The organism is Streptomyces sp. NPDC104313 (assembly GCF_055583985.1).
On sequence record NZ_JBVJMW010000002.1, the window covers coordinates 287,087 to 313,814 of the forward strand.

At 70.7% G+C, this 26,728-nt stretch carries 26 protein-coding genes and 4 pseudogenes; 9 read left to right on the top strand and 21 right to left on the bottom strand.

Annotated features, from left to right (window positions below; all coding sequences use genetic code 11):
• Nucleotides 1-96 precede the first annotated feature (96 nt).
• The 3 genes from ACZ60Q_RS05200 to allB form a co-directional block, all read right to left on the bottom strand.
• Nucleotides 97-420: a putative quinol monooxygenase gene (locus ACZ60Q_RS05200; RefSeq protein WP_469628638.1), complete on the bottom strand. Its 324-nt coding sequence runs from the start codon at nucleotides 418-420 to the stop codon at nucleotides 97-99.
• 161 nt (nucleotides 421-581) lie between these two features.
• Nucleotides 582-1,703: an allantoicase gene (gene alc, locus ACZ60Q_RS05205; RefSeq protein WP_469628639.1), complete on the bottom strand. Its 1,122-nt coding sequence runs from the start codon at nucleotides 1,701-1,703 to the stop codon at nucleotides 582-584.
• Nucleotides 1,704-1,765: 62 nt separating this feature from the next.
• A complete protein-coding gene (gene allB / locus ACZ60Q_RS05210; RefSeq protein ID WP_469628642.1) occupies nucleotides 1,766-3,109 on the bottom strand; it encodes an allantoinase AllB in 1,344 nt (447 codons plus the stop codon).
• Between the two features lie 350 nt (nucleotides 3,110-3,459).
• Here allB and ACZ60Q_RS05215 point away from each other — a divergent pair, with 350 nt between their 5' ends.
• Complete coding sequence (locus ACZ60Q_RS05215) at nucleotides 3,460-4,263, top strand: IclR family transcriptional regulator (RefSeq protein WP_032793662.1); 804 nt, start codon at nucleotides 3,460-3,462, stop codon at nucleotides 4,261-4,263.
• A gap of 48 nt (nucleotides 4,264-4,311) precedes the next feature.
• Here ACZ60Q_RS05215 and ACZ60Q_RS05220 read toward each other — a convergent pair whose 3' ends face one another.
• Nucleotides 4,312-4,992 carry an ABC transporter ATP-binding protein gene (locus tag ACZ60Q_RS05220; protein ID WP_469628645.1) on the bottom strand — a complete coding sequence of 227 codons (681 nt, stop codon included), beginning with the start codon at nucleotides 4,990-4,992 and terminating at the stop codon, nucleotides 4,312-4,314.
• Nucleotides 4,989-5,444, bottom strand: a pseudogene (locus ACZ60Q_RS05225) (FtsX-like permease family protein); the annotation flags it as partial. The gene ACZ60Q_RS05220 and the pseudogene ACZ60Q_RS05225, both read right to left, overlap by 4 nt.
• On the opposite strand from ACZ60Q_RS05225, the gene ACZ60Q_RS05230 reads away from it, so the two are divergent.
• Together ACZ60Q_RS05230 and ACZ60Q_RS05235 are read left to right on the top strand one after the other, a co-directional pair.
• Nucleotides 5,355-6,437: a sensor histidine kinase gene (locus ACZ60Q_RS05230; RefSeq protein ID WP_469628647.1), complete on the top strand. Its 1,083-nt coding sequence runs from the start codon at nucleotides 5,355-5,357 to the stop codon at nucleotides 6,435-6,437. The pseudogene ACZ60Q_RS05225 and the gene ACZ60Q_RS05230 overlap by 90 nt on opposite strands.
• Entirely contained in the window at nucleotides 6,434-7,093 is a 660-nt protein-coding gene (locus tag ACZ60Q_RS05235; protein WP_469628649.1) for a response regulator, read from the top strand. Before ACZ60Q_RS05230 ends, ACZ60Q_RS05235 begins: the two co-directional genes overlap by 4 nt.
• A 22-nt stretch (nucleotides 7,094-7,115) precedes the next feature.
• On the opposite strand, the gene ACZ60Q_RS05240 is transcribed toward ACZ60Q_RS05235, so the two are convergent.
• On the bottom strand, nucleotides 7,116-7,418 hold the full coding sequence (locus tag ACZ60Q_RS05240; protein WP_469628652.1) for a DUF5955 family protein: 303 nt from the start codon (nucleotides 7,416-7,418) through the stop codon (nucleotides 7,116-7,118).
• A gap of 260 nt (nucleotides 7,419-7,678) precedes the next feature.
• Here ACZ60Q_RS05240 and ACZ60Q_RS05245 point away from each other — a divergent pair, with 260 nt between their 5' ends.
• Together ACZ60Q_RS05245 and aceB are read left to right on the top strand one after the other, a co-directional pair.
• Nucleotides 7,679-8,284 (top strand): nucleotidyltransferase family protein, encoded by a 606-nt coding sequence (locus tag ACZ60Q_RS05245; protein ID WP_469628654.1) that lies wholly within the window; start codon nucleotides 7,679-7,681, stop codon nucleotides 8,282-8,284.
• A 262-nt stretch (nucleotides 8,285-8,546) separates the two neighbouring features.
• Nucleotides 8,547-10,166 (top strand): malate synthase A, encoded by a 1,620-nt coding sequence (aceB, locus tag ACZ60Q_RS05250; RefSeq protein ID WP_469628657.1) that lies wholly within the window; start codon nucleotides 8,547-8,549, stop codon nucleotides 10,164-10,166.
• Between the two features lie 253 nt (nucleotides 10,167-10,419).
• On the opposite strand, the gene ACZ60Q_RS05255 is transcribed toward aceB, so the two are convergent.
• The 3 genes from ACZ60Q_RS05255 to ACZ60Q_RS05265 all read right to left on the bottom strand — a co-directional run bounded on the left by ACZ60Q_RS05255 (nucleotide 10,420) and on the right by ACZ60Q_RS05265 (nucleotide 13,694).
• Complete coding sequence (locus tag ACZ60Q_RS05255) at nucleotides 10,420-11,952, bottom strand: YfcC family protein (protein WP_469628660.1); 1,533 nt, start codon at nucleotides 11,950-11,952, stop codon at nucleotides 10,420-10,422.
• Nucleotides 11,949-12,611, bottom strand: a complete 663-nt coding sequence (locus ACZ60Q_RS05260; RefSeq protein ID WP_469628663.1) for a hypothetical protein — start codon at nucleotides 12,609-12,611, stop codon at nucleotides 11,949-11,951. Before ACZ60Q_RS05260 ends, ACZ60Q_RS05255 begins: the two co-directional genes overlap by 4 nt.
• A gap of 90 nt (nucleotides 12,612-12,701) precedes the next feature.
• Nucleotides 12,702-13,694, bottom strand: coding sequence for a fibronectin type III domain-containing protein (locus tag ACZ60Q_RS05265; protein ID WP_469628665.1), 993 nt, complete (start codon nucleotides 13,692-13,694; stop codon nucleotides 12,702-12,704).
• A 142-nt stretch (nucleotides 13,695-13,836) separates the two neighbouring features.
• Here ACZ60Q_RS05265 and ACZ60Q_RS05270 point away from each other — a divergent pair.
• Together ACZ60Q_RS05270 and ACZ60Q_RS05275 are read left to right on the top strand one after the other, a co-directional pair.
• A pseudogene (locus ACZ60Q_RS05270) lies at nucleotides 13,837-14,213 on the top strand (DinB family protein); the annotation flags it as partial.
• A 234-nt stretch (nucleotides 14,214-14,447) separates the two neighbouring features.
• Nucleotides 14,448-15,062: a YdeI/OmpD-associated family protein gene (locus ACZ60Q_RS05275; protein WP_469628668.1), complete on the top strand. Its 615-nt coding sequence runs from the start codon at nucleotides 14,448-14,450 to the stop codon at nucleotides 15,060-15,062.
• A gap of 72 nt (nucleotides 15,063-15,134) precedes the next feature.
• Here the strand turns inward: ACZ60Q_RS05275 and ACZ60Q_RS05280 are convergent, their stop codons facing one another.
• Nucleotides 15,135-16,115, bottom strand: coding sequence for a helix-turn-helix transcriptional regulator (locus ACZ60Q_RS05280; RefSeq protein ID WP_469628671.1), 981 nt, complete (start codon nucleotides 16,113-16,115; stop codon nucleotides 15,135-15,137).
• 116 nt (nucleotides 16,116-16,231) lie between these two features.
• On the opposite strand from ACZ60Q_RS05280, the gene ACZ60Q_RS05285 reads away from it, so the two are divergent.
• Both ACZ60Q_RS05285 and ACZ60Q_RS05290 read left to right on the top strand, forming a co-directional pair.
• The gene (locus ACZ60Q_RS05285) at nucleotides 16,232-17,173 is read left to right on the top strand and encodes an alpha/beta fold hydrolase (RefSeq protein ID WP_469628673.1); all 942 of its coding nucleotides are present in this window, start codon (nucleotides 16,232-16,234) and stop codon (nucleotides 17,171-17,173) included.
• 325 nt (nucleotides 17,174-17,498) lie between these two features.
• Nucleotides 17,499-17,942 (top strand): DUF6228 family protein, encoded by a 444-nt coding sequence (locus tag ACZ60Q_RS05290; RefSeq protein WP_469628676.1) that lies wholly within the window; start codon nucleotides 17,499-17,501, stop codon nucleotides 17,940-17,942.
• 37 nt (nucleotides 17,943-17,979) lie between these two features.
• Here the strand turns inward: ACZ60Q_RS05290 and ACZ60Q_RS05295 are convergent, their stop codons facing one another.
• From ACZ60Q_RS05295 to ACZ60Q_RS05345, 11 genes and pseudogenes are all read right to left on the bottom strand, one after another.
• The gene (locus ACZ60Q_RS05295; RefSeq protein WP_469628679.1) at nucleotides 17,980-18,453 is read right to left on the bottom strand and encodes a site-specific integrase; all 474 of its coding nucleotides are present in this window, start codon (nucleotides 18,451-18,453) and stop codon (nucleotides 17,980-17,982) included.
• Between the two features lie 38 nt (nucleotides 18,454-18,491).
• A pseudogene (locus tag ACZ60Q_RS05300) lies at nucleotides 18,492-18,705 on the bottom strand (Tn3 family transposase); the annotation flags it as partial.
• Entirely contained in the window at nucleotides 18,705-19,388 is a 684-nt protein-coding gene (locus ACZ60Q_RS05305) for an alpha/beta fold hydrolase (RefSeq protein WP_469628682.1), read from the bottom strand. The gene ACZ60Q_RS05305 and the pseudogene ACZ60Q_RS05300, both read right to left, overlap by 1 nt.
• Before the next feature lie 63 nt (nucleotides 19,389-19,451).
• Nucleotides 19,452-20,909: a nucleobase:cation symporter-2 family protein gene (locus ACZ60Q_RS05310; protein WP_469628685.1), complete on the bottom strand. Its 1,458-nt coding sequence runs from the start codon at nucleotides 20,907-20,909 to the stop codon at nucleotides 19,452-19,454.
• A 357-nt stretch (nucleotides 20,910-21,266) separates the two neighbouring features.
• Complete coding sequence (locus tag ACZ60Q_RS05315; protein WP_469629521.1) at nucleotides 21,267-22,655, bottom strand: 8-oxoguanine deaminase; 1,389 nt, start codon at nucleotides 22,653-22,655, stop codon at nucleotides 21,267-21,269.
• A gap of 48 nt (nucleotides 22,656-22,703) precedes the next feature.
• A pseudogene (locus ACZ60Q_RS05320) lies at nucleotides 22,704-23,520 on the bottom strand (solute carrier family 23 protein); the annotation flags it as partial.
• A gap of 68 nt (nucleotides 23,521-23,588) precedes the next feature.
• Nucleotides 23,589-24,521, bottom strand: a complete 933-nt coding sequence (gene pucL / locus ACZ60Q_RS05325; protein ID WP_469628688.1) for a factor-independent urate hydroxylase — start codon at nucleotides 24,519-24,521, stop codon at nucleotides 23,589-23,591.
• A gap of 7 nt (nucleotides 24,522-24,528) precedes the next feature.
• A complete protein-coding gene (uraH, locus tag ACZ60Q_RS05330) occupies nucleotides 24,529-24,918 on the bottom strand; it encodes a hydroxyisourate hydrolase (protein ID WP_469628691.1) in 390 nt (129 codons plus the stop codon).
• Between the two features lie 20 nt (nucleotides 24,919-24,938).
• Nucleotides 24,939-25,475, bottom strand: a complete 537-nt coding sequence (uraD, locus tag ACZ60Q_RS05335) for a 2-oxo-4-hydroxy-4-carboxy-5-ureidoimidazoline decarboxylase (RefSeq protein WP_469628693.1) — start codon at nucleotides 25,473-25,475, stop codon at nucleotides 24,939-24,941.
• Nucleotides 25,476-25,639: 164 nt separating this feature from the next.
• Entirely contained in the window at nucleotides 25,640-25,960 is a 321-nt protein-coding gene (locus ACZ60Q_RS05340; protein WP_469629523.1) for a helix-turn-helix domain-containing protein, read from the bottom strand.
• Between the two features lie 95 nt (nucleotides 25,961-26,055).
• Complete coding sequence (locus ACZ60Q_RS05345; RefSeq protein WP_097867580.1) at nucleotides 26,056-26,307, bottom strand: YkoF family thiamine-binding protein; 252 nt, start codon at nucleotides 26,305-26,307, stop codon at nucleotides 26,056-26,058.
• Between the last annotated feature and the right edge of the window lie 421 nt (nucleotides 26,308-26,728).

Consider the following 26,728-nt stretch of genomic DNA (forward strand, 5'->3'; position numbering starts at 1 on the left):
CGGCTTGCCCAGAAGGGCGCGGACGTCGCCGTCATCTAGGTCCGGGACGAGGCGGCGACCCGGATTCCCCCAAGGAGTTCCAGCGTGACGTGCCGGTCAGCGCTTGCGCGGGGTGACCTCCGCCATCCGGGACCAGCCGGTGCCCTCCACCTCGACGTTGATGATCTCGGGGACCTCGGCCACCAGCTCCGTCATCGTCGCGATCGCCGCCTTGAAGTGGTCGGAGTTCACGTGCGCCTCGCCCGCCGCCGCGTCGGCGAAGGCCTCCAGCAGGACGAACTCGTCGGGGTTCTCCACACTGTGCGACCAGTCGAAGAAGAGGTTGCCGGGCTCGCCGCGGGTGGCGGCGGTGAAGTCGCCCAGCCGCGTGAGCCATTCCTCGGGGTCGAGGGCGGTGAACTTGACGGCGATGAAGATCATGGGGGCTCCTGGTCGTGGACGTCGGAAGGTGCGGCGCCCGGCCCTCAGGGCTGCTCGCCGCACCTCGACCAGGGTGACACACCCTCACGTAACGGGACTGCCCGGGCACACCGCGGTCCCCCTGCGACCGCGGTGCACCAGGTGCCGGGCGTGTTCGGGGATCAGCCGCCCAGTTCCCGGTGACGGGCCGCCAGGGCGGCGGCGCCCTCGTCGGTGAGCGATCCGAACAGCCGGAGCCGGGAGATGCCGCCGTCCGGGAAGATATCGATCCGTACACGCGTGGCCCGAACGGCCCCGTCCAGGACGAAGCGGTGGTTGGTGTCGGGCTGGAGCCGGGTCCGGGGAAGGGCCTCCGTCCAGTCGCCGTCCTCGCCGTCCCGTACCGAAAGGCTCGCCCAGCCGGCGGAGTTGCCCTTGAGGTAGGCGGTGTCGATTTCGACCGCCCGGATCCCGGACCGTGCGGCGAGACGGTAGCTGATCCAGTCGTTGCCCTTGTCGCGTCGGCGGCGGGTCTCCCAGCCGTCGTCCATCTTCCGCGAGCGGCCCGGCTGGACGGTGTTGGTGGCCGGGGAGTAGAAGCGGTCGGAGGCGTCCTCGACCTGGCCGCCGTTCTCCAGGGCCGCGAGGTCGAACGTACCGAGCGCGGCGAGCCAGGCGGGGTCGGGGGCGACCTCTCCGTACACACGCAGCCGGGCGATCCCGCCGTCCGGGTGCTGGTTGACCCGCAGGTGGGTGAAGCGCTGCTCGGCGTCGACGGCGAACCCGTTGGCCGCGTGGCCGCCGACCGCTGTGCGGGGGACGAGCGTCGTCCACTTCACGTCGGGGGCGAGGAGGTCCTCGGGCGACGGGGAGCCGGGCAGTGCGACCGCCTCGACGGAGACCGCCTGCGGGTAGTTGCCGCGGAAGTGGGCGGTGTCCAGGACGATGCCCCGGATGACGCCGGGCGCACCGAGCCGGATGAGGGCCCAGTCGTGGTCGGCGGCGGTGGGGTGCGGTTCGGTGGCACTGACACCGCGTCGGCGACGGGTCTCCCAGCCGTCCATGATCTTGCCCTTGTGCCCGAAGTGCTCCGGGTCGAAGACGGCGGGCCCGGGCTTGAGAAGGTTCTCGCGCTCGGCGAAGAACTCGTCGTTGGCGGCGATGACCCCCGCCCCGAGTCGGCGGTCGGCCAGGTCGACGAGGTGGGTGAAGGGGAAGCCTGCGGTGCGGTGGTCGGCGTACGGGTCGCCGCCCGTGTAGGGGCTTGCGTCGCCGGTGAAGCGCGGTAGCGCGGCGTCCGTCATGGTCAGGAGTTCCTTTCGGAAACGGTCATGGTCGCGTTCGAGGAGCAGGCCGGTGAGCTCGGTCAGCGGTCGCGTTCGATGAGGCGGCCGACGGGTTCGGCGAGGACGCCGCCGGAGGCGATGCGGACACCGCGCAGCCAGCTGGAGCGGACCACACCGTGCAGGGTCTTCCCCGCGTAGGCGGTGACCTGGTTGCGGTGGAAGAGCTCGGCGGGGTCGACGGTGAAGGTCGCGTCGGGGGCGAGGACCGCGAAGTCGGCGTCGCGTCCGGCCTCGATGGCGCCCTTGCGGGTCAGCCCGGCCAGCGCGGCGGGGGCGGCGGACATCCAGCGGGCGACGTCGTCCAGGCAGTGGCCGCGCTTGCGGGCCTCGGTCCAGATGGCGGGCAGGCCGAGCTGGAGGGAGGAGATGCCGCCCCAGGCGGAGGCGAAGTCCGGGGTCTTCAGGTCGGTGGTGCACGGGGAGTGGTCGCTGACGATGCAGTCGATGGTGCCGTCGGCGAGCCCGGCCCAGAGCGCGTCCCGGTTGGCGGCCTCGCGGATCGGCGGGCAGCACTTGAACTCCGTCGCACCGTCCGGCACTTCCTCGGCGGTGAGGGTGAGGAAGTGCGGGCAGGACTCGACGGTGACGCGGACGCCCTCGCGCTTGGCGGCGGCGATGAGCGGCAGGGCGTCGCTGGAGGAGAGGTGCAGGACGTGGACGCGGGCGTTCAGCCGCTCGGCGTGGGCGATGAGCCGCTGGATCGCGGTGTTCTCGGCGTCGCGCGGCCGGGAGGCGAGGAAGTCCGCGTAGGCGGGTCCGGGCCGCTGCGGGGCCTCGGCCAGGTGGTGCGGGTCCTCGGCGTGCACGATGAGCAGCCCGCCGAATCCGGTGACCTCCGCCATGGTGCGGGCCAGCTGCTCCTGGTCCAGCTCCGGGAACTCCTCGACGCCGGAGGGCGACAGAAAGCACTTGAAGCCGAAGACCCCGGCCTCGTGGAGCGGGCGCAGGTCCTTGACATTGGACGGGATCGCCCCGCCCCAGAAGCCGGTGTCGACGTGCGCCTTGGGGGCGGCGACCTGCTGCTTGATCCGCAGGTGTTCGACGGTGGTGGTCGGCGGGAGGGAGTTGAGGGGCATGTCCAGGAGCGTGGTGATACCGCCCGCGGCGGCCGCGCGGGTGGCGGTGTGGAAGCCTTCCCACGCGGTGCGGCCGGGGTCGTTCACATGGACGTGGGTGTCGACCAGCCCGGGCAGCAGGACATCGTCGCCGAAGTCCTCCAGGCGGGCGCCCGCAGGCGTCCCGGTGGCGTACGGCAGGACCGCGTCGATCGTCCCGCCCGCGACGGCGACCGCCGCCGGGCGGGTCCCCTCCGGGGTGACGACGCGCGTCGAGCGCAGTATCAGGTTCACGTCCGGACCGGGCACCTGTGCTCCTTCACTCCAGGAATGACCACGACAGGAATTCAACGAACTGTTGAAGCTCTGATGGAGTCTTCACTCGGGAATCGCCCTCGTCAAGACCTGACGTCTCGCGCGGGGCCCGCCGGCCCGACGGTCGCCGCCCGACTGGAGGTTTCCACAAAGTAAAAGTCATCTTTCGAATCGCGGAACGTAGCATGGGCCAGGAGGGGCGGCGCCGAGTCGCCCGCACCAACCGTCGGCACTCGGACAAAACAGCCCCTGACCGGCACCGACGCCGCCCGTGGAGCTGTGGGCCGATCGGGAACCGCCCGGTAGGCTGCTGCCTTGCCTTCCGCTTCGAAAGGACCGTTGACGTGCCGCCGTCCCACGCCAGCACAGCCGACTCCAAGCCCTCCGGTTCCAGCGGTGGGGTGCAGTCCCTCGAGCGCGCCTTCGATCTGCTGGAGCGGATGGCCGACGCCGGGGGCGAGGTCGGGCTGAGCGAGCTCTCCGCGAGCAGCGGTCTGCCCCTGCCGACCATTCACCGGCTGATGCGCACCCTGGTCGTCTGCGGTTACGTGCGCCAGCAGCCCAACCGCCGCTACGCGCTGGGCCCCCGGCTGATCCGGCTCGGCGAGTCCGCCTCCCGGCTGCTGGGCACCTGGGCCCGCCCCTACCTCAGCCGACTGGTGGAGGAGACCGGCGAGACGGCGAACATGGCGCTGCTGGACGGGGACGAGATCGTGTACGTCGCCCAGGTGCCGTCCAAGCACTCCATGCGGATGTTCACCGAGGTCGGCCGCCGGGTCCTGCCGCACTCCACCGGCGTGGGCAAGGCGCTCCTCGCGCACACCCCCGCCGACGAGGTCCGCGCGCTCCTGGCCCGAACCGGCATGCCCGCCGCCACGGAGAAGACGATCACCACCCCGGAGGGCTTCCTCGACGCCCTGGAGCTGGTGCGCCGCGCCGGGTACGCGGTGGACGACAACGAGCAGGAGATCGGCGTGCGGTGCCTCGCGGTCTCCGTGCCGAACTCCCCCACCTCCGCCGCGATCTCCATCTCGGGCCCGGCGGGGCGGGTGACGGAGGCGGCGACGGAGCGGATCGTGCCGATCCTCCAGCAGGTCGCGGGAGAGCTGTCCGACGCGCTGGCGAGCAACGGCACGAACGGCGGCTGAGAGGGGGAGCGGCGGGACCCGGTGTTCCGGGCCCCGCCGCTCCCCCTCTCAGACCCCGGCCGGGACGGTCAGCCGCCCGTCGCCCATCGTCACCGTCCGGTCCGTCCGCTCCAGGTGCGCCAGGTCGTGCGTGACCAGCACCGTGGCGGTGGCGCGCTCCCGGGTCAGGGTGACCAGCAGGTCGAGCACGGCCGCGCCGCGCTCGTGGTCGAGCGCACTGGTCGGCTCGTCGACGAGCAGGACCGCCGGCTCGTTCATCAGGGCCCGCGCGATGTTGACGCGCTGGCGCTGACCGCCCGAGAGCTGGTGCGGCCGCCGGTCGGCGCGGTCGGACAGACCGACCGCGTCCAGCAGCTCCAGGGCCCGGCGGCGGGCACCGCGGGCGGAGCCTCCGGACAGATGGCGCATCACCTGGAGCTGTTCGACGGCGGTCAGCGCGGGCAGCAGGCTGGGCTGCTGGAAGATGATGCCGATGTGCTCCCTGCGCAGGGCCGCCCGCTCGGGCCCACCGAGGCCGGCCGTCGGCGTCCCGGCCACCACGACCTCGCCGGAGTCCGGGGTGACCAGGGTGGCGCCGGCCGCGAGGAGGCTCGACTTGCCCGAGCCGGACGGCCCGACGACGGCGGTGAGCGTACCCGGGGGCACCTCCAGCGAGACCCGGTCCAGGGCGGTGAGCCGCCCCTCGCCGTCCGGGTAGGTGAGGGTGACGTCGGTCAGGGTGAGCGTCATCGGGCACTCCCGAGTGCGGTGAGCGGGTCGACGGCGGTGATCCGCCGGATGGACAGGGCGGCCCCGAGCGCGCCGAGGGCGATCATCACGGCGGCCGGGACCAGGACGGTCGCCGCGTCCAGGACGAACGGCACGGCTCCTCCGCCGATCAGGGCTCCGGCCCCGGCGGCGAGCACGGTGCCCAGTCCCGTACCGAGGGCGAGCATCACCACGGCCTGTCCCAGCGCGTCGCGCAGGAGGTACGGGGTCGACGCGCCGAGCGCCTTCAGCACGGCGACGTCGCCGCCGCGCTGGATCGTCCAGACGGTGAAGAACGCGCCGATGACCAGCGCGGAGATGGCGAAGAGGAAGCCGCGCATCAGTTGCAGCGAACCGTTCTCCGCCCGGTAGGAGCCGATGGCCGTAAGGGAGTCGTCGAGCGTGAGCGTGCTGGTGCCCGCCGCCTCGTCCCCCGGGCGCTGTGGCTGGCGGGCCTCGGCGCCCTGTGGGCAGCGCTGCTGGTCCTGTCGCCGGACGCCCTGTGGCTGGCCTTCCCGCTCTACTTCCTCCAGCTCCACATCCTGCCGGTGCGCTGGGCACTGCCCGCCGTCGTGGTCACCGCGGCCGCCGCGATCACCGCTTTCGTCGTGCACCGGCAGGAGATCGAGCCCGGCGCGTTCATCGGGCCGCTGATCGGCGCGGCGGTCGCCGTCGCCACCGTCCTCGGGTACGACGCGCTCTTCCGGGAGAGCGAACGGCGGCGCGAGCTGATCGTGGAGCTGGTCGCCACCCGCGCGGGCCTGGCCGAGGCGGAACGTACGGCCGGGACCCTCGCCGAGCGCGAGCGGCTCGCCCGGGAGATCCACGACACGCTGGCCCAGGGCCTGTCCAGCATTCAGTTGCTGCTGCGCGCCGCCGAGCGCTCGCTGCCCACGGACGCTCCCGCCACCGCGCATGTACGGGCCGCCCGCGAGGCAGCGCAGGCGAATCTCGCCGAAGCCCGGTCCTTCGTCCGCGCGCTGACGCCGCCGGACCTGGAGGAGCGTTCGCTGGCCGCCGCGCTGGAGCGGCTCTGCGCCCGCACGACCGCACCGGACCTGACCGTACGGTTCGCGGTGAGCGGCACCCCGGTGGAGCTGCCGACGCCGTACGAGGTGGCGCTGCTGCGGACCGCGCAGTCGGCGCTGGCCAACACGGTGCGCCACGCACGGGCCGGGCGGGCGGAAATCACCCTGAGCTTCATGGACACCTCGGTGGCGCTGGACGTCGTGGACGACGGGCAGGGCTTCGACCCGTCGGGGGCGCCGGTCCACGAGCGCGGCGACGGCGGCTTCGGCCTGCCGGCGACGCGGGCGCGCGCCGGGTCGCTGGGTGGTGCGCTGAGCGTGGAGTCGGCACCGGGACAGGGCACGGCGGTGGCGGTCACCCTGCCGCTGCCCGTCGCGGAAGCGGAACGTGCGGCATGAGCGGAAGCAAGAGTGGAGGCGGAGGCGGGGACGCGATCCGGCTACTGCTGGCGGACGACCACCCGGTCGTCCGGGCGGGGCTGCGCGCGGTCCTGGACACCGAGCCGGACTTCCGGGTCGCCGGTGAGGCCGCCACCGCCGAAGAGGCCGTCGCCCTGGCCGCGGCGGGCGAGTTCGACGTGGTCCTGATGGACCTCCAGTTCGGTGCGGGCCTGCACGGCTCACAGGCAACGGCGACGATCACCGCCGCGCCGGTCGGCCCCCGGGTCCTGGTCCTCACCACCTACGACTCCGACGCGGACATCCTGGCGGCGATCGAGGCGGGTGCGAGCGGCTATCTGCTCAAGGACGCGCCGCCGCAGGAGCTGGCGACCGCGGTGCGCACGGCGGCCGCGGGCCGCTCCGCGCTCGCGCCGTCGGTGGCGCACCGGCTGATGAGCCGGATGCGCACGCCGGCAGAGGCGCTGACCCGGCTGGAGCTGGAGGTGCTCCAGCTGGTCGGGGAGGGCCTGTCGAACCTGCGGATCAGCAAGAGGCTGTTCCTGAGCCAGGCGACGGTGAAGTCCCACCTGGTGCACATCTACGCGAAGCTGGGCGTCGACTCCCGTACGTCGGCGGTCGCGGCGGCCACGGCCCGCGGGCTCATCCGCCGCTGAAGCCGGGCTCGCGCGCCGCGGGTCAGCCGCGCGGGGGCTCCCCGAAGAGGTCGACCGCGTTGCGCACCTCGCGTAGAGCGGCGGCCACCGCACTGACCGAGCCGATGGCCCCCGCGATCAGCAGCAGGGAACGGCGCATGCGGGGGATCTCCGGCACACCGCTGCCGGCCATCGCGTCCAGGGCCGACAACTCGTCCTCGGCGATCGGCCGGTCCGGGAAATCGCTCCGGACACCGGCCAGTTCACGGCGGAGCCGGGAGACGGCCATCCGCAGCTCGTCCACCCTCGGGTCCTCGTCGCTGCCGGTCAGGCGCTTCTGCCCCACGCTTCGCAACACAGCACTCCCCCTCGCACGTTCTTGTGCCGGTGTGACCCCCGGACCCGGGCTGTGGCCAAGTCTCCGGGTGTGCGCGCAAGTTAACGCCATGACAGGCCGTGTGCGCCAGCCCACGGAAAGAAATCAGGGTTACCCCTGAGGGTGACATGCGTGTCGTGTGTGCGAAGCGCCCGGTGGTATCCAGGCCCCATGGTTGCCCCATGGTTACGGACACGACTACGGGCACGGCTACGGAGAGGACCGCGGACATGGCTTCCGTCGCGAAGAACCCCAAGGTCGCGGGGGTACTCCTGGCCGCCGGAGGGGGCCGCCGGCTCGGCGGCCGCCCGAAGGCGCTGCTGGAGCACCGGGGCCGCCCGCTGATCGAGCACGCGGTGCGCTCCCTGCGCGACGGCGGGTGCGGCCCGCTGCACGTGGTGCTGGGCGCGGCGGCCCGGGAGGTGCGGGCCCACGCGGATCTCGCGGGCTGCGCGGTGACGGTGAACCCCGACTGGGAGGAGGGCATGGGCTCCTCGCTCCGGCTGGGCCTGGCCGCCCTCAGCGCGACGGACGCGGACGCGGCGCTCGTCCTTCTGGTCGATCAGCCCGGGATCGGGGCGGAGGCGGTGGCGCGGGTGCGTCTCGCGCACCGCTCGCGGGCGAGTCTGGCGGCCGCCTCGTACGGCGGGGAGCGGGGCCATCCGGTGCTGTTCGGGGCGGACCGGTGGGCGGACATCGCGGCCGGGGCGGTGGGCGACCGGGGTGCGCGGGCATATCTGCGGGAGCACCGCGCCGCGATCACGCTCGTGGAGTGTTCGGATGTGGCCGAGGCGTACGACATCGACACCTCGCAGGATCTGAGGCACCTGGAGTGACAGGGAGGACCCGCTCACGGGGAACAGTCCGTGGCCGCGCCGGCCCGCCGCGCCGCCATCGGCCCGCTTCTGTCGACCCGGAGAGTCTCGACATCAACAAAACATTGAACTTCCACCATGAGGAAACTACTATCCACTGCTCAGAAGCCCTCTGAACCTCAGACGGCGCCCACAGCCGTATCTCGGAGCCATGGCACGCCGTGCCGTCTCAGGCGACCCGGCGGCCATGAGACGCCGCCGCCCGCTGAAGGAGTGACCGCTCATGTCCGCACCAGCGCCGTCCACGCTGGCCATCGTCGACGCCGAGACCCTGCCCCGGCAGGAAGAGGTCCTGACCGACGCGGCCCTCGCGTTCGTGGCCGAACTGCACCGGCGGTTCACCCCGCGCCGCAATGAGCTTCTCGTCCGGCGCGGTGAGCGCCGCGCCGAGATCGCCCGCACCTCCTCACTGGACTTCCTGCCCGAGACGGCGGCGGTCCGCGCGGACGGCTCCTGGCAGGTCGCACCGGCTCCGGCCGCTCTGCGCGACCGCCGGGTGGAGATCACCGGTCCGACCGACCGCAAGATGACCATCAACGCCCTGAACTCGGGCGCGAAGGTCTGGCTCGCCGACTTCGAGGACGCGTCCGCCCCCACCTGGGAGAACGTGATCCTCGGCCAGCTCAATCTGACCGACGCCTACGAGCGCCGCATCGACTTCACCGACCCGAGGTCGGGCAGGTCGTACGCGCTGAAGCCCGCCGAGGAGCTCGCCACCGTCGTCACCCGCCCCCGCGGCTGGCACCTGGACGAGCGCCACCTCCAGCTGGACGGCACCCCGGTGCCCGGCGCGCTGGTCGACTTCGGCCTCTACTTCTTCCACAACGCCCAGCGCCTGATCGACCTGGGCAAGGGCCCGTACTTCTACCTGCCGAAGACGGAGTCGCACCTGGAGGCCCGCCTCTGGAACGACATCTTCGTCTTCGCCCAGGACTACGTCCGCATCCCGCGGGGCACCGTCCGCGCGACGGTGCTGATCGAGACGATCACCGCCGCCTACGAGATGGAGGAGATCCTCTACGAGCTGCGCGACCACGCCTCCGGGCTCAACGCCGGCCGCTGGGACTACCTCTTCTCCATCATCAAGAACTTCCGTGACGGCGGGCCCAAGTTCGTCCTCCCGGACCGCAACGCGGTGACGATGACCGCACCGTTCATGCGGGCGTACACCGAACTTCTGGTCCGCACCTGCCACAAGCGCGGCGCGCACGCGATCGGCGGCATGGCCGCCTTCATCCCCTCGCGCCGCGACGCCCAGGTCAACAAGGTGGCCTTCGAGAAGGTCAAGGCGGACAAGGACCGCGAGGCGCACGACGGCTTCGACGGCTCCTGGGTCGCCCACCCCGACCTGGTCCCGATCGCCCTGGCCTCCTTCGACGCGGTCCTCGGCCAGAAGCCCCACCAGAAGGACCGGCTGCGGGAGGACGTCTCGGTGGCCCCGGGCGACCTGATCGCCATCGACACCCTCGACGCCGAACCGACCTACGACGGCCTGCGCAACGCCGTCGCGGTCGGCATCCGTTACATCGAGGCCTGGCTGCGCGGCCTGGGCGCGGTCGCCATCTTCAACCTGATGGAGGACGCCGCCACCGCGGAGATCTCCCGCTCGCAGATCTGGCAGTGGATCAACGCGGACGTGGTCTTCGAGAACGGCGAGCACGCCACAGCGGACCTGGCCCGCAAGATCGCCGCCGAGGAACTGGCCGCGATCCGCGAGGAGATCGGCGAGGAGACCTTCACCACCGGCACATGGCAGCAGGCCCACGACCTTCTGCTCCAGGTCTCCCTGGACCAGGACTACGCGGACTTCCTGACCCTGCCGGCGTACGAGCAGCTCCGCTGACCTTCCCGCACGAGCACCGCCCCCGGCACCGCACGGCGCCGGGGGCGGTGGTGTGCCCGAGGTCGTCAGGACCGTCACCCTGACCGGCGCGGTCCGGCGTGCCGAGTGCGCCCGCAGGCGCCGCGGGCTTTCGCCGCGCGGTGACGCCTGTGCGCCTCGCTCATCCGATCGGGGTGCCTCCTGCGGGCACGATGCTGATCCGGCCCGGCCCGCCCTGGAGGCGGCCCTGCCGGTACACCGACGGACCATCCCCCTACGTCAGCACCGCCCCCAGCGCCACGAACCCGCAGATGAGGACGGACAGGATCGCCAGCAGCGGCCAGACGAACCGCAGGTACCTGTCGTAGCCGATCTTCGCCAGGGCCACCCCGCCGATGGTGACCGCTGTCGTCGGGACCCAGAGGTTCATCCAGCCGCTCGCCGCCTGCCACGCCGTGACCACCACGGCGCGGGAGACACCGGCGAAGTCGGCGAGGGGGGCCAGGATCGGCATCGCCAGGGTGGCGTGGCCGGAGGTGGAGGGGATGAGAAAGGCGAGCGGCAGGTTGACGATGAAGACGAAGACCGCGAACAGCGCCGACGAGGTGCCCGAGACCACGCCCTCGATGGAGTGCAGCACGGTGTCGGTGATCTGCGAGTTGTTCATGATGACCGTGACGCCGCGCGCGAGGACGATGACCAGGGCCGGGGAGATGAAGTCCGCCGCGCCCTGGATGATCGTCGCGCTGAGTCTCTGCTCGCCGAACCGGGCGACGACGCCGACCAGGACCGCGGCGACCAGGAACAGTGCGGCCAGATGGGGGAAGGACCAGCCGAGTTCGAAGCCGTACGGGGTGGCGTCGGCGTCGCCCGTGAGGGCGCTGGACCAGGGGACGACCGAGAAGATCATGAAGCTGAAGACCAGGGCGACCAGGACGAGAACGGTCCGGTGGAGCCCGGTCAGCTCCGGGGGTTCCTCCGCGTCCGCCGCGTTGTGCTCGCGGTCGCCGGGCAGGAAGCCGGAGAGCGAGCGGTCGGGGTTCTTGCGGACGCGGCCCGCGTACCGGATGACGTAGGCGATCGTCACCGCCGTCAGGACCACCCACATGATCGCGCGCAGCACGATGCCGTCGCCCAGTGAGATGTCGGCGGCGGAGGACGCGACTCCGGTGGCGAAGGGGTTCACCGTGGAGCAGAGCACGCCGATGCCCGCGCCGAGGATGATCGTGCCGGTGGCCACCATGCGGTCGTAGCCGAGGGCCAGCATCAGCGGGATGATCAGGCCGTAGAAGCCCAGCGTCTCCTCCGCGAACCCCTCGACGGTGCCGAGGAGGGAGAAGACCAGCATCACTCCGGCGATGAGCAGCGCTCCCCGGTCACGCAGTCGGTGCGCGAGGCGGCCGATGCCCCGGTCCAGGGCGCCGGTGGCGAACACCACGGTGATGAACGCGCCGATGGCGAGGACGAAGAGGAACACGCCGGCGCTGCCGTACAGTTCGCCGGCCAGGTCCGGGCCGACCTCGCCCGTCTTCGCGTCCTGGAGACCGTAGAGGCCGTTGACCGGGGAGAGGAAGAGGTCGTTCAGGCGGTCCACGAAGCTCTGGCCGGAGTCGACCCGGTGATACGTGCCCTGGACCGGGGCACCCTCCTTGTCGCGGTCGTACGCCCCGGGCGGGATCAGGAAGGCCAGCCCCCAGACGGCCAGCGTGACGACCGCCAGGATCGTGAGGGCGCTGGGGAAGGTGAACCTCCGCCTCTCCGGGGGCTCTTCCTGCGGGGCGGGTTTCGTGTCGGCCGCGCTGCTCATGCCGTGCTCCCGCCTGTCGCGGTCCCGTACGTCTTCGCGTACTCGAGGGCCGGTTCGCTCCCCCAGCCATCCCGGAGCGTGGTACGGGCGGCGCGGTACGCGGGAGCGCCGGTCGCGGGTTCGCAGCCGGGGCCCCCATCGCCCGACGTGACGGTGAGCGGGACACCGAACGGACGCAGGGACCCCGGATGGGTGACGAGGAGGTCCCGGCCCTCACGCGGCTCCCGCTCGGGGTGCGGGCGCAGGTTCGGTCCGGCACGGGCGTACGGGACGACTGCGGAGGCCGTCCCTTCCTCGCGGCGCGGGCCCTCCACCGCCAGATCGCCGTGGACGTCGTGGAGGGTGGCCAGGGCCTTGAGGAGGACGAGCAGGGCGTCGGGGGCCGCGCCTCCGAACCCGCCGCCGTGCCGGGGTCCGGCGAGGGTGCGAACCTCGACGAAGACCTCCGCCCCACCGCGCGGCCCCGCGGTGGGACCCGGGCTGCCGGAGCGGAGGCCACCCAGGTCCGCGATGACCATCGCGTCGCAGGCGAACCGGTCCGGGTCGGTGGGCGGGTGGTCGTCATGGACGCTCCCGTGCTTCTCCTGGCCCTCCAGGTCGGCGACGAGACCGTCCATCAGAGTGTCGACCCGTGTGCTCAGGTCGTCTCCCAGATCCATGGTTCAGCCCCTTCGGTCCTCCGGCCTTCTGGGACCAAGGGACCATGGGGGGCGGCGCGCCGCACGCCTGGGAACGGCGGTCGGGGGGCCTCAGTCCGTCAGGACGACCGTCCGCTGGGCCGAGAAGTCACCCCACTTGCCGTCCGGAAGCTTGGCCCTGAGCTTCACCGAATAGCGGGTGCCGGCCGGGTCCGAGAGGTCCAGCCGGTAGGTGGCGCGGCCTTGGGGAGGCGTACCGCCCCAGACGATGGTCGTGGTCAGCTTGCCATTCAGATGGAGCTCGTAGGCGGGGATGACTCCCCCTGTGTCGGGCTGATCCCAGGACAGGTCGAGGATGAAGTCGGCGCCCTCCTTGCCGGCCTCGGTGCGCAGACCGGTGGGGGCGGTGCTCGCGGGGGCGCCGGGGGCGGACTCGGTGGTGAGGTCGAGCGTGGTGCTGTCGGCCGAGGACTTGTCGGAGGCGTCCCGGGCCCGGACGGTGAAGGTGTAGACGGTCCCCGGGCGCAGGCCGGTGAGTTTCGCCGTGGTCTCGGAGGCCGGAACGCTGTGGATCCGGGAGTCCTCCTGGTAGATGTCGTACGAGGTGACGCCGACGTCATCCTTGGACGCCCCCCAGGTGAGGGTGGCGGCACGCTTTCCGTCGGCGTTGCCCGTCAGCTTCGCCGGGGCGGTGGGGGGCGTGTCGTCCTTGGGCGGGGTGGCCTGGGTGGTGACGGGTACGGCCTTGCTGGGCGCCGAGAGGTTCCCGGCCGTGTCCTTGGTCCGGACGCTGAAGGTGTAGTCCGTCGAGGCCGTCAGCCCGTCGACGTCGATCATGGTCTTCGTCGCCGGAACGCTCTTGACCTTGGCCTTTCCACGGTAGATCTCGTATCCGGCGACCTTCTTGTTGTCGGAGGCGCCTTCCCACATGACGTGCACCGAGGTGGAGCTGCCGGCCTGGGCGGTCACGCCCCTGGGGGTGCCGGGAGGCTGCGTGTCGGCTTCGGCGGTGCCACCGCAGGCGGAGAGGAGAGGGGTGAGAAGCAGAGCGGAACAGATCAACGCGGCAGATATGTGGGGGCGTTGCACGGTGGTGCCTTCCATCCGGACAGCAATGGTCCAGACCTGTATGCCACGGCGTGGGGGTCGCAGACAAGAGGACGGCGAGGAACCATCCGCTATGTGGCGGTGTGCGCCGCCCGCCCGTTCCGGACAGCGCATGCGGCATGCGGCATGCGGCAGGGGCCTCGGCGACGACTGGCGTGAGGTGCTGCCCCGACGGCTGGACGAGATGGCGGCGGCCTGGTGCTCGCCCGACGCCTGGACGGGCATGACCCGGGCGGGGTGGAGCTGCCGGGCGAGGTGGCGGAGGTCGTCGCGCTCAACGAACTCGTCGCCCACGGCGGGGACCTGGCCCGGTCGACCGGGCAGCCGTACGCGGCGGGCGAGGCCGAACTGCGTTCCTGCGAGGCCGTGCCCGCCCCGGCGGAGGACGGCCCGGAAGATGCCGGCGACTCCGGCCTCTTCGGGCCGCCGGTCCCTGTGCCGGACAAGGGGGTTGATACTGGAGGGCTCGTCTGTTCAACTGTCGCCAGTTCCGCCTGGGGCCCACCCTGCTGGTGACCGTACGTGGTCGTCGGCGTAGCGACTCCAGCCTTCTCCGGCCTCGGATGCGAGGCGGGTCGCGATGACGTCGCTCGTGACCGCCCGTACCCGGCGCCTGCATCGCCGAGCACGGTGATGAGCACGGCTGCCGGTGGGTGGCGTCGGCGAGGGCGAGCCAGGCCGACATCGACGCCGCGCGCTCAACGAGTCACCCCGACAGGTCGCGACACCTGGTTGCGGCACTAACCTGCGGTGGTGACCGGAACCGAGCTGGATGAGTTGATCGTTGCTGATGGCGCGGCGCTGCGCGCGTGGCTGCTGGACAACCACACCGCCTCTCCTGGCGTGTGGCTCGCCCTGACCAGGAAGGGCGGCTCCGTTACCACGCTGACCTGGCAGCAGGCGGTCGACGAGGCACTGTGCTTCGGCTGGATCGACGGGCAGGCCCGCAAGCGCGACGAGGGGAGTTCCTGGAGGCGGCTCACCCCGCGCCGACCGCGCAGCGTCTGGTCCCAGCGCAACGTCGCCAACGTGGCCCGGTTGGAGGCGGCCGGCCTGATGCTGCCCGCCGGCCGCGCCGCGGTGGACGCCGCGAAGGCCGACGGGCGGTGGACGGCCGCCTATGCGCCGTCATCGGAAGCGGAGGTGCCGGCCGACCTGCGCGTCGCGATCGCCGCCGACCCAGCGGCGCAGGCGATGTTCGAGGTACTCACCAAGACCAACCGCTTCGCCCTCATCAGCCGGGTCAATGCCGTCAAGCGGGCCGAGACGCGAACCCGGAAGATCGCCGAGTACGTGGCGATGCTGGTCCGGCACGAGACGATCCACCCGCAGAGAGCCAGGCCGGCGGACCCGCCGGCGTCGTGACCGGGCTCCTGCCGGAACGGACAGACCCAGCCTATTGAGCGGAACTGTTCTCGAAGCCCTGCCTCGTCCGCTTCAAGAAGGGTGGAGGTCTCCGCTGGTACGCGGCCGGCTGTACCGTTCGACGAGGGCGTTGCCGATCGAGGCCAGGTGGTCTCGGACCCCCGGAGGGCCGGTCACCTCGACCCATTCGACCAGCCCGGAGAGCTCGCCGGCGAGGATGTACTCATCGGGGCCGCGGATCACGACCTCGATGCGGCCATCGGTCGTGGAACCTCCCACGTCGAGCCGGTCGCCGAGCGCCATCCGGAGTATGCCTATCCCTTCGGGTGTGCATACCGCCCGGACCTCCAGCGGCGTTCGTTTGCGATCGACCTCTTTGGCGATCTCATTCCAGCTCTCGGCAAGCTCGAAGTCCCCGGGTCGGTGCACAGGGTCGCCGGTCGGGTCGGCGGACGACACGCGGTCGATCCGGAAGATCCGTCGGCCGGTCTCGGTGTTGGAGACGAGGTACCAGACAGGACCTTTGGCGACGATGCCCAGCGGGTGGACGGTTCTCCGGGTTCTGGCGCCTTTGCTGTCGACGTAGCCGAGCGATACCTGGACGCCGCTGATCACCGCGTCCTGGAGTTCGTCGAGGAAGCGAGGCGGCCGGTGCTCGATCCGGCTCGCCCCCCATCGCTGCGGGTCTACGACCAGCGACGCCGCCGCTGCCTCGGCCTGCACCTGGAAGGGCTTCGGTAGAGCATGGACAAGTTTGCGCAGAGCCGCTTTCATCGCCGGCGTCGCATCCGAGGCCGGACCGAGAGCCAGGAACAGGGCGCGTGCCTCGCCGGCGGTCAACCCGGACAGGTCGGTACGAGCGCCGCCCACGAGGCGCCAGCCGCCGCCTCGGCCCTGCACGGAGTACACGGGCACCCCGGCCATGGCCAGGGCGTCGAGGTCACGGCGGGCGGTGCGCTCGGAGACGTCCAGCTCTCGGGCGACCTCTGCGGCTGTCACCTGCTCGCGCCGTTGGAGCAAGAGGAGTATGGCCACCAGTCGATCGGATCGCATGCTGACAAAACTCTCATAAAAACCGGTCATGGGGTGACCGGTTTGGGTAGCAAGGTGGCGGCATGGCCTCATCGAGGAGGTCGACCGCCGGCGAACGCCCCCAGAGAGGAAACGCAGTGTTCAATCAAGCAGAATTTCCCGAGCCCACCCTCATCCAGGTCAACGGTGTGGAGCTCGAAGTCTTCGAGGCAGGCCGGGAAAACAAGGGCAAGCCCATCGTGCTCTGCCACGGCTGGCCGGAGCACGCCTTCTCCTGGCGTCACCAGATGCCCGTCCTCGCAGCGGCCGGCTACCACGTCATCGCACCGAACCAGCGGGGTTATGGCAACTCATCCCGCCCGACCGAGGTGACGAACTACGACATCGAACACCTGACGGGTGACCTCGTCGCGCTCCTGGACCACTACGGCTACGAGGACGCCACCTTCGTCGGCCATGACTGGGGTGCGTTCGTCGTCTGGGGACTGACCCTGTTGCACCCCGACCGGGTGAACAAGCTGATCAACCTGAGCCTGCCTTACCAGGAGCGCGGAGAAACGCCGTGGATCGAGGTCATGGAAACCTTCCTCGGCGGCGACTTCTACTTCGTCCACTTCAACCGGCAGCCGGGCGTCGCGGACGCCGCATTCGATGCCAACACCTCCCAGTTCCTCCGCAACCTCTACCGGAAGAACGTGCCCCCCGCACCCCCTGAGCCGGGCATGGCATTCATCAACCTCGCCAAGGCGGAAACACCACTCGGTGAGCCCATCATGAGCGACAGCGACCTGGCCGTCTACGTCTCCGCGTTCGAGACGTCGGGATTCACGGGCGGCATCAACTGGTACAGGAACCTCGACCGCAACTGGAACCAACTGGCGGACGCGGACCCGATCATCAAGCAGCCCGCCCTCATGATCTACGGCGACCAGGACTTCGCGATCCCGAGGTTCGAAAGACTGGCGGAGTTCGTGCCCAACGTGGAAGTGGTCGGACTGGACTGCGGTCACTGGGTCCAGGAGGAAATGCCAGAAGAGACCAACCAGGTGATTTCTCAATGGCTGGAACGACAGGGCTAGTGTCCTGTGATCCGGTTCGTAACACCTGAAAGCCGAGTTCTCGCATCACACCGATGACAGCCGGACGTGGGGGCGGGCCAGGTCGCGCGGCCTCCTCGTCAGGGCTTCAAGGTCATCTGGTAGCGGGTTTCAAGCTCACCCGGCCTCGGTACTGGTGGGCTCGCGTATTCAACTGTCACCAGTTGATCAATCTGGCTCCGGAATCACTACTGCCCGTGACGCTCCTGGAAGGGATCTGGGTGTGGAGCCCCCAACAACGACGGGACGTAGCACCACGTCGTAAAGGGCGATGACCGGGCCGTGTTGGCGTCCCTATCCTCAGTGGGTGAGTCTGATCGAGGTGGTTCCTGGGCAGGTCGAGCTCGTCGTTCGGGGGGTGGGGTCGCAAGCACCCTCTATCCGGTTGTTCGACTGGTCGCGGACAGATGAGTTCGAGGTCGTATTCGCCGTGGAGGCTGTCGATGACGGCCTGCGCGCACGGATCGGGGCCGTGACCGTGTCTGCCTGGGACGGTGCGGGATACCTGACCGAGTTTCTCGACGGTCTTGCGCGCGACTTCCGCGGTTGGGAGGGCGAGCGGTCCTGGGTCAACAACGAGCTGGTCGTGGCAGCGACGTTCGGTTCGGGCGGTCACGTGTATCTGAGCTGGACCCTGCGAGCCGACGTCTTCTCCAGCGGCTGGGAGTGCACTGTGACGACCGTGATTGACGCCGGCGAAGAGCTGACGACTGTCGCTGCCGACGTGCGGGAATTCTTCCGCCAGGGATAGCCGTCCCAGTGGCCCCGAAGCAAGCACTCATGTGCGCTCAGGCTCTCGGAATTGCAGGGCACCCAACTCCGCTGGTTCCGCGAGGAACCCAGCCTGTTGGTGATCTTGCGTGAACTCCTGGGGCGTATCGGCTCCAGGTTCCTCCGGTCTCGTTGCGGAGGCGGCTGGTGGTTGTCGTGGTAGCGGAGAGCGTCCGCGACGACGGGTGCGGGGAGTTCGAGGAGTTGCCGGCGTGCTCGTGACCGACTTGCTCCTGGACGAGGCGAGGGTCCCAGCCGTCCTCGATCAGGTGGGTGACGTAGGACCTGCGGAAGGAATGGAAGTCGAGCCCGTCGTCCAGGCCGAGGGCCTGGCGGTAGGCGATGAAGCGGGAGTTGAGCCGCCGACAGCCGATCCGCAGCCCCCGCTCGGAGGGCCAGGCCGCTGGGTTGTTGTCGGTGCCGAACAGCGGGCGGACGTCGGTAGCCCACTCATCCAGGACGCCCGGGGTCCAGTCGAAGACGGTCAGCACCCCGCGGCGTTTGGGCGGCGACCCCTTCTTGACTTCGGGGTCTTGGCGGTCCGCCCGTAGTGCGCGATCGCGTCGCCGGGCGGGGCCGGGCGTCCGTCCCGCGACAGCATGCGGATCACGTCGTACGCCCGCACAGCGCCCGTGTGGACGGAGCCGATGATCCGCAGGGACGTCCTCCCACTGCCGCTCGATCCGGTCCAGGTCGACCCGGCCGCGGGCAGCGTCGGTGAAGGCGCCGTGGTGCAGGCGCCTCAGCTGGTGAAGAACTCCGTGATGTGCGCGGCCACCTGGTCCGCCCGGGTCTCGTGCATGCGGTGTCCGCCCGGGACCGTGATCAGCCGACAGTCCGGAATCAGGGAGGCCACGTCGGCCTGGCGGTGCTGTTCCATCGTGCTCTCCGGGCCACCGGTGATGATCAGCGTCGGGGAGACGATGTCGCCGAGGGCCTCGTCGGCGTCCGGGCCGGGGTCGGTGAGCTGGTCGCGTACGGCGGGCACCGCGTTCTCGTCGTAGTCCACCGGGCCCTCGGCCCGGCCCGCCGGGCCCGGGTCGCCGGGGAACGGGGCCGGGGTCTCCACCAGCACCAGCCGCTCCACCCGGTCGGAGTGCTCCTGCGCCACCAGCCGGGCGACGACGCCGCCCATGCCGTGGCCGACGAGGCCGACCCGGTCCAGTTCCAGTTCGTCGAGGAAGCCGACGACGTCCTCGGCCATCAGGTCCAGGGCGTAGTCGTCGGGCCAGTCGCTCTCGCCGTGGCCGCGCAGGTCCAGGGCGAAGACCCGCCACTCCTGGCCCAGCAGGGGGCCGGCCGCCTCCCAGTTCGCGGCCGAACCGCCGAGGCCGTGCAGCAGCACGACGGGCGAGCCGAACGCGTCGCCCCAGGTCCGGTACGCGAGGCGCACATCGCCGACATCCACAACAGACTGATCTTCCATGCCCCTGACGCTACAGGCGACCGGCGCCGACCGACTCCAGGGGCCCGGCCCGGCCGGCCCGGGTCAGTGGACTCCGACCCCGGCGGCGGCCGGCACCACGTGCGCTCCCGGCGTCTGCTCCTCGTCCGCCGTGTCGGACTTGCGGCCGAAGTGGTTGAAGGCGAGGTTCAGCACGATCGCCACCACGCAGCCGGTGGAGATGCCCGAGTCGAGGACGACCAGCAGGCTCTCCGGGAAGGCGTGGTAGAACCGCGGCGCCGCGATCGGGATCAGGCCGATGCCGATGGCCGCCGCCACGATGAGGGCGTTCTCGCCCTTCTCCAGGGCGGCGGTGGCCAGGGTCTGGATGCCGCTGGCCGCGACCGTGCCGAACAGGACGATGCCCGCGCCGCCGAGCACCGGCAGCGGTACGAGGGCGATGACGGAGGCCGCGACGGGGACCAGGCCGAGCACGATGAGGATGCCGCCGCCCGCCGCGACAACAAAGCGGCTGCGGATCCTCGTCATGGCGACGAGGCCGACGTTCTGGGCGAAGGCGCTGCACATGAACCCGTTGAAGATCGGGCTGATGGCGCTGCCGAGGGTGTCGGCGCGCAGGCCGCCCTCGATGATCTTCTCGTCGGCCGGGCGGCCGACGATCCTGCCGAGGGCCAGCATGTCCGCGGTGGACTCGGTCATGCAGACCAGCATCACGATGCACAGGGAGATGATGGCGGCGATCTCGAACTGCGGAGCGCCGAAGGCGAACGGCGTCGGGAAGCCGACCACGTCGGCCTCCTTGATGGCGCCGAAGTCGGTGATGCCGGCCGGGACGGCGATGAGCGTGCCGATGACCAGGCCGAGCAGGATCGCGATCTGCTGGAGGAAGCCGCGCAGGAGTTTACGCAGGGCCAGCACGATGACCAGGGTCACGGCGGCCATGGTGATGTTGATCATCGAACCGTAGTCGTCGGCCGCGGCGTTGCCGCCCTGGGACCAGTTGAAGGCGACCGGGAGGAGCGAGACGCCGATCAGGGTGATCACGGTGCCGGTGACGACGGGCGGGAAGAAGCGCACCAGTTTGCAGAAGTACGGGGCCAGGACGAATCCGAGGATGCTCGCGACGATGATCGCCCCGAATATGACGGCTATCCCGTCGTGTCCCCGGTCCTTGCCTATCGCGATCATCGGGGCGACCCCGGCGAACGAGACGCCGTTGACGAAGGGCAGTCGGGCGCCGACCTTCCAGAAGCCGATGGTCTGGAGCAGGGTGGCGATGCCCGCGGTGAACAGGCTCGCCCCCATCAGGAAGGCGGTCTCCTTGGCGGTGAGGCCGACGGCCGGCCCCACGATGAGCGGCGGGGCCACCACGCCCGCGTACATGGCGGCCACGTGCTGGAGTCCGCTGGTGAACATCTTCAGTGGGGGAAGGGTTTCGTCGACCGGGTGTTTCCGGTCGTCTCCCGTATCTGCGGCGTTGTCGGCCGTCGTGTCGGGGGCGGCGGCATCTGCGTCTTTGCGAAACCTGGGCTTGGCGGCCACGGCGGTTCCTCCGGTCGGTTACACGTCGTCGGCGACGTGGGGTTCAGGGAGGTGATGCGTAAGTGGTGCGGTGGTGCGGCTCTCTCAGGTGGTGCGGGTGGGGCAGGCGATGCAGGTCGGGCAGGAGGGGGGCGGGTGGGCTCGCGCTGGGGGTGTGTGCGGGCAGCGTTCATCACCGGTCCGGCGGGCGCGCACCATGCGCGCGTCCGCCGGACCGGCTGCCGTGGACCCCGCTCGGGTCCACGGCGGCCGGTCTCGGGCCGTCCCCCTCGACCGGCCGGTCGGGGATGTCGCGCGGAGTCGGGCTCCGGCGGGCATGCCGCGCGGAGTCGGACTCCGGCGGGGTACCGCTCGGAATCAGGCTCCGGCGGCGATCCGCGCGAGGCGGCGGGCCTCGTCGCGGGTGACGCGGGCGATCGCTTCCTCGTCCACCGTGGCGAGGTGGTTGCCCTCGACGACCGGCTTGCCGTCGACGAGGGAGAGGGTCACCGGAGCGGCCGCGCCGAAGATGAGCGCGGTCACCGGGTCGGCGATCGAGGAGTGGGCCAGGGTGTCCAGCTTCCACAGGACGAGGTCGGCGAGCTTGCCTGCCTCCAGGGAGCCGATCTGATCGGCGCGGCCGAGCACTTGGGCTCCGCCGAAGGTCCCGAGGCGCAGGGCCTGACGGGCGTTCAGGGCGGACTCGCGGTGGGCGCCGAGGCGATTGATGAGCAGGGCGTTGCGCAGCTCGGTGTGGAGTTCGCCGGACTCGTTGGAGGCGGTGCCGTCCACGCCGAGGCCGACGGGGACGCCGGCGGCGAGCATGTCGGGGACCCGGGCGATGCCCGCGGCGAGGCGGGCGTTGGAGGACGGGCAGTGGGTGACGCCCGTTCCCGTACGGGCGAAGGCGGCGATGTCGGAGTCGTTCATGTGGACGCAGTGGGCCATCCACACATCGCCGCCGAGCCAGCCGGTGGACTCGAAGTAGTCGGTCGGGCCCATCCCGAACAGCTCCTTGCAGAACTGCTCCTCCTCGACGGTCTCCGAGCCGTGGGTGTGCAGCCGTACGCCCTTGCGGCGGGCCGACTCGGCACCCTGACGCATCAGTTCGGTGGAGACGGAGAACGGCGAGCAGGGCGCGACGGCGACCTGGGTCATGGCGTCGAAGGACGCGTCGTGGTGGGCGTCGATGGTCGCCTCGGTGGCGGCGAGCGCGCCCTCCAGGGTCTCGACGGCGAAGTCCGGGGGCAGGCCGCCGTCCTTCTCGCCGCGGTCCATGGAGCCCCGGGCGAGGGTGAACCGTACGCCCATGTCGCGGGCGGCGCCGATGATCGCGCCGGAGAGGTCGCCGGAGCCCCGGGGGTAGACGTAGTGGTGGTCCATGGCGGTGGTGACGCCGCCGCGGGCCATCATGGCGAGCGAGCCCTGCGCGGCGGCGCGGACCATCGGCTCGTCGATGCGCGCCCAGGTCGGGTAGAGGGCGACCAGCCAGTTGAAGAGGTTGTGGTCGGTGGCCAGGCCCCGGGTGATCCACTGGTAGAAGTGGTGGTGGGTGTTGACCAGGCCGGGTGTCGCGAGGTGCCCGGTGGCGTCGATGCGCCGGACGACTCCGGCGAGACCCTGGGGCGCCTTGCCGGCGCCGACGGATTCGATGCGGTTGTCCGCGACGACGATGTGCCCGGACGCGTACTCCGTGTCGTGGGCGTCGACGGTGGCGATCGAACAGTTCTCGATGATGATGCGCTGAGGGTCTGCCGAAGCTGCCATGGTGCTTCCTTCTTCTTTCTCTGGCGATGCGGGCACGGCAGGACCCCAGGAGGATTTGAGTGCCACAGCCGTGCGGCTGTGGGTGCCGAGATGGTGGAAGAACAGATGGAGCACGACCGCGACCAGTGCTCCCGCGCTGATCCCGGAGCCGAGGGCGGTCGGCGCCCAGGCCGGGAATCCGGCGTAGAAGGTGGGCGCGGCGAGCGGGATGACGCCGGCGACGACGTACCGGCCGCGTACCTCGGGAGACGACGTGGACGTTCTGGGCGAAGGCGCTGGTGGGAAAGGAGCCGAGGACCGGGCCGAGGAGGGGCGCGATGCCGTCGGTGCGCGGTCCGCGGTCCGCGGTCCGCGGGTGATGGTGCGGCCGTCGGGTGACCACGCCGGTGACGAGCGGCGGGAAGAAGCGCGGCAGTCTGCCGGAGAAGGGGCCGGCGGTCAGGCAGAGACCTCCGGCGACGATCACCGCCCGGTGGATCGTGGGGAGTTGGCGGCCGGGTGCGCCGGTCTCGGCGATGGCGAGCATCGGCGCGATTCCGGCGGAGGGGGCGGCGTCGACGAAAGGAGGCCGGTCGCCGGCGAAATGGCCGAGACCGGTGGTCTGCGGGATGGTGGCGAGTCCGCCGCTGGGGAGGCTCGCCACGATGGGCCGGGGCATGCCGGCGGTGTCCAGGCCGACGGCCTGGCCGATGATCGGCGCGGGTGGGACGACGCCCGCGTACATGGCGGCCACGTGCTGGAGCGCGGCGGGGACGGGCCGCGCGGGCGGAAGCCTCTCGTCGACCGGGTGAACTGCCGTGTCAGCAGCGGTGATCGTCGAGCTCTTGCCTGGGCCTTCTGCCGGCCCCGTTGCAGGCTGTGCCATGGGTGTTCCCTCCGGGATGACCGACCCCCGCCCGTCGGTGGGCGGGCGGAGGCCGGTTCAGTGCCGCGTCAGAGGTTGGTCATGTCGACCGGGATCTTCGGCTCGACGCCGTCCCGGAGCACGGTGGCCTCGATCAGACCGTAGGGACGGTCCGCCGCGAAGTAGACAGCCCCGTCGGCGGTATCGTTCTTCAGCCCGAACGGTTCGAGGTCCACCAGGAAGTGGTGGTTGTTCGGCAACGAGAAGCGGATCTCGTCGATCTCGCTCCGGCTGTTGATGATGCGCGAGCCCATCTGGTACAAGGTCTGCTGGAGCGAGAGGGAGTACGTCTCGGCGAAGGCGTGGAGCATGTGCTTGCGCGCCTGCTCGTAGGACTTCTCCCAGTTCGGCATGGGCTGCTCGTCGCTGGTCCAGTTGTAGCGCCAGCGGGCCGAGACGTCCGTCGCCAGGATGCGGTCGTACGCCTCCTTGAGCGTCGTGTACTTGTCCTTGACGTAGCCCCAGAACTCGGAGCTGGTCGAGTTCATCACGGTCAGGTCCTTGAGGCCCGAGATGACCTCCCAGTTGTCGCCGTCGTAGGTGATCTGGGAGACGCGGGTCTCCTGGCCCTTGCGGACGAAGGAGTGCTTGACCTCGTCGGCGCCGATGAACCTGGAGTTGCCGTCGGAGGTCGCGATGCGCTCCCAGCTGTACTCCTCGATCCGGATCCGGGCGCGGTGGATCGGCTCCTGCGTGGAGACGAAGTGCCGGGCGAGGTGGATGCCGAACTGCTCGGCGGACTGGATCCCGTGCTCCTTGGCGAACGCGAACACCGTGTTCTTGGTGGTGTCGGTCGGCAGGACGTTGGCGTTGGAGCCGGAGTAGTGGACGTCGTCCATGTCGCCGGAGAGGGCGACCGAGACGTTCAGGTCCTTGATGTGATGGGTGTCGCCCTCCCGCACGATCTTGACGACGCGGTTCTCTGCTTTGCCGTATTGGTTCTGGCCGAGAATCGTGGGCATGTCGGTGCTAGCTCCCTCGGTAAACGGAGTAGCCGAACGGGTTGAGCAGCAGCGGTACGTGATAGTGCTCGCCCGGGGCGACCGCGAACGCGATGGTCACCTCCGGGAAGAACGCGCCGCTGTCCCTTACGCGGGGGGCGTCCTGCTGCGCCTCGGCTTGCTTCTTGGAGAAGTACGTCTCGGTGTCGAAGTCGAGACGCACATGGGTGGTGCCCTCCGGCAGCGCCGGGAGGCCCTCGCAGCGCCCGTCCGCATCGGTCGCGGACGCTCCGAGTGTCACGTACGGCGCGTCCCTTCCGCCTCGGGCGGCGAGCGAGACGGCGACGGACGCGGCGGGGCGGCCGATGCTGGTGTCCAGGATGTGGGTGGACACCGTCGCGGTCGTGTCGGTACTCAAGACCGTCACTCTCCTAGATCTCAGGAGTCCCGTGCGGGAGCGCCCTCCGCGAGGGTCTCCGTCACGAGACGGGTCAGCCGGATGCGGTTGATCCTGCCCAGTTCGGTGCGCACGATCTCCTGCTCCCGCTCGGGCGGGTTCCCGGTCCGGGACTTCACCGCGTCGCGCATCTGCTCACCGGTGGCGCCGGTGGCGCAGATCAGGAAGACGTGTCCGAACCGCTCCTGGTAGGCCAGGTTCAGTTCGAGCATCTCGGCCTTGAGCTCCTCGGAGGCGCCGGTCATCCCCCGCTGTTCGCGGGAGGAAGCCGGGTCGCCGGGGATCGGGCGGCCGATCGGCGGGTGGCCCGCCATGGCCTCGGCCAGGTCCTCCGGGGTGAGCTGCGCGATGGTGGCGTCGCTCGCGGAGAGCAGGGCTTCTTCGGTGGCGTACGGGCGCCCGGCGAGGATGGTGCTTCCCCAGGTCGCACTGGCACACACCTCGTGCAGTGCGGGAGTGGCCGCACCGTCCGTCAGGGTGTTGAACCGGGTGAGGCCCGGTGTGGAGCTCGAAGTCACGGGAGCCTCCGTGGCTGTTTTTCGCTGTGCTTTGTTCGGGCTGCGGATAGCTAACGCCCTCCACAACACGACGTCAACACTTTGTTGAAATCTCGCGAACGAAGAAAGCCGCCGTCCCGGCATACGGACGGCGGCTTGCCTGTTTGTTCGGCGGGTTCGGCCAACTACTCACCCTTGGAAGCATGTTCCCGGTTCAGGTAGTTGTACACAGTGAACCGGGAGACGCCCAGCGCGCCCGCCACCGTCTCCACTCCGTGCCGTACGGAGAAGGCACCGCGCGCCTCCAGCGTCCGGACCACGCTCTGCTTGGTCTTGCGGTCCAGCCCGGCGAGCGGCATCCCGTGCCGTCGTTCCATCGCGGCGAGGATGTGGTCGAGCGAGTCGGAGAGCTGCGGAAGGCGCACGGCTATGACGTTCCGCCCCTCCCAGGCGAGCACGACATCGTCCGGCTGGGCCCGATCCGGGCTCAGCAGCTCCGCGCCCATCGCGTCGACCAGCGGCTTCACCGCGGACACGAGAGGGTGATCGACCGTTGCCGCGAGATCATCGGCCGTCGCCGGTTCGCGATCGACGGGTTCGGTCACGGTGCGTCCCCCTCGACCACGTTCACCTGGAGCGAGACGCGGGTGGCGCCCGAGGCCAGGGCCCGTCGCAGCAGGGAGTCCACGGCGGTGAGCACCTCGTCCGCGCCCCCTTCCGCGGTGTTGCCGAAAGGTCCGACGTCCACGGCGTCGAGCCCGGCGCCCTGGATCACCTCGCGGGCGACCACCGCATGGGTGGGCGCCTCGTCGAGATCGAACGGCTCGGTGGTGAATTCCACCCTCAAGCGCACTGTGCCTCCAAGATGTCCTCGCCCCGGGTGCGGGCTCCCACGGCTCGGCCACGACTGTAACCGCTGGACGGGGCCCCGCTCAGCGCTGGCCGGGACCCCGCTCCGGTGCGCTCGGGACCCCGACCGCCGGGCCCGCGGGAGCGGCAGGACACAGACCGCGACCGGTGCCGGGAAGGGGCGCCCGCACCGGCCGGGGAGCCGTCGGGGCACGGAGAAAGGACGAACCTCCTGGCCACGAGGTCGAGGGCGCGGGGAGGCCCCGTGCGACCCACGGGTCGTCGCGGACGCCCGGAGGCGCCCGTGCCACCGATTCCGCGCACCGCCGACCGGGGCGAGTTTTCCGGCACCCCCTTGACAGCCTCGCAACCCTCCGGGCAATCTTCCGATAAGCAGAAACTAACTTCCGCAATACGGAAGGAGC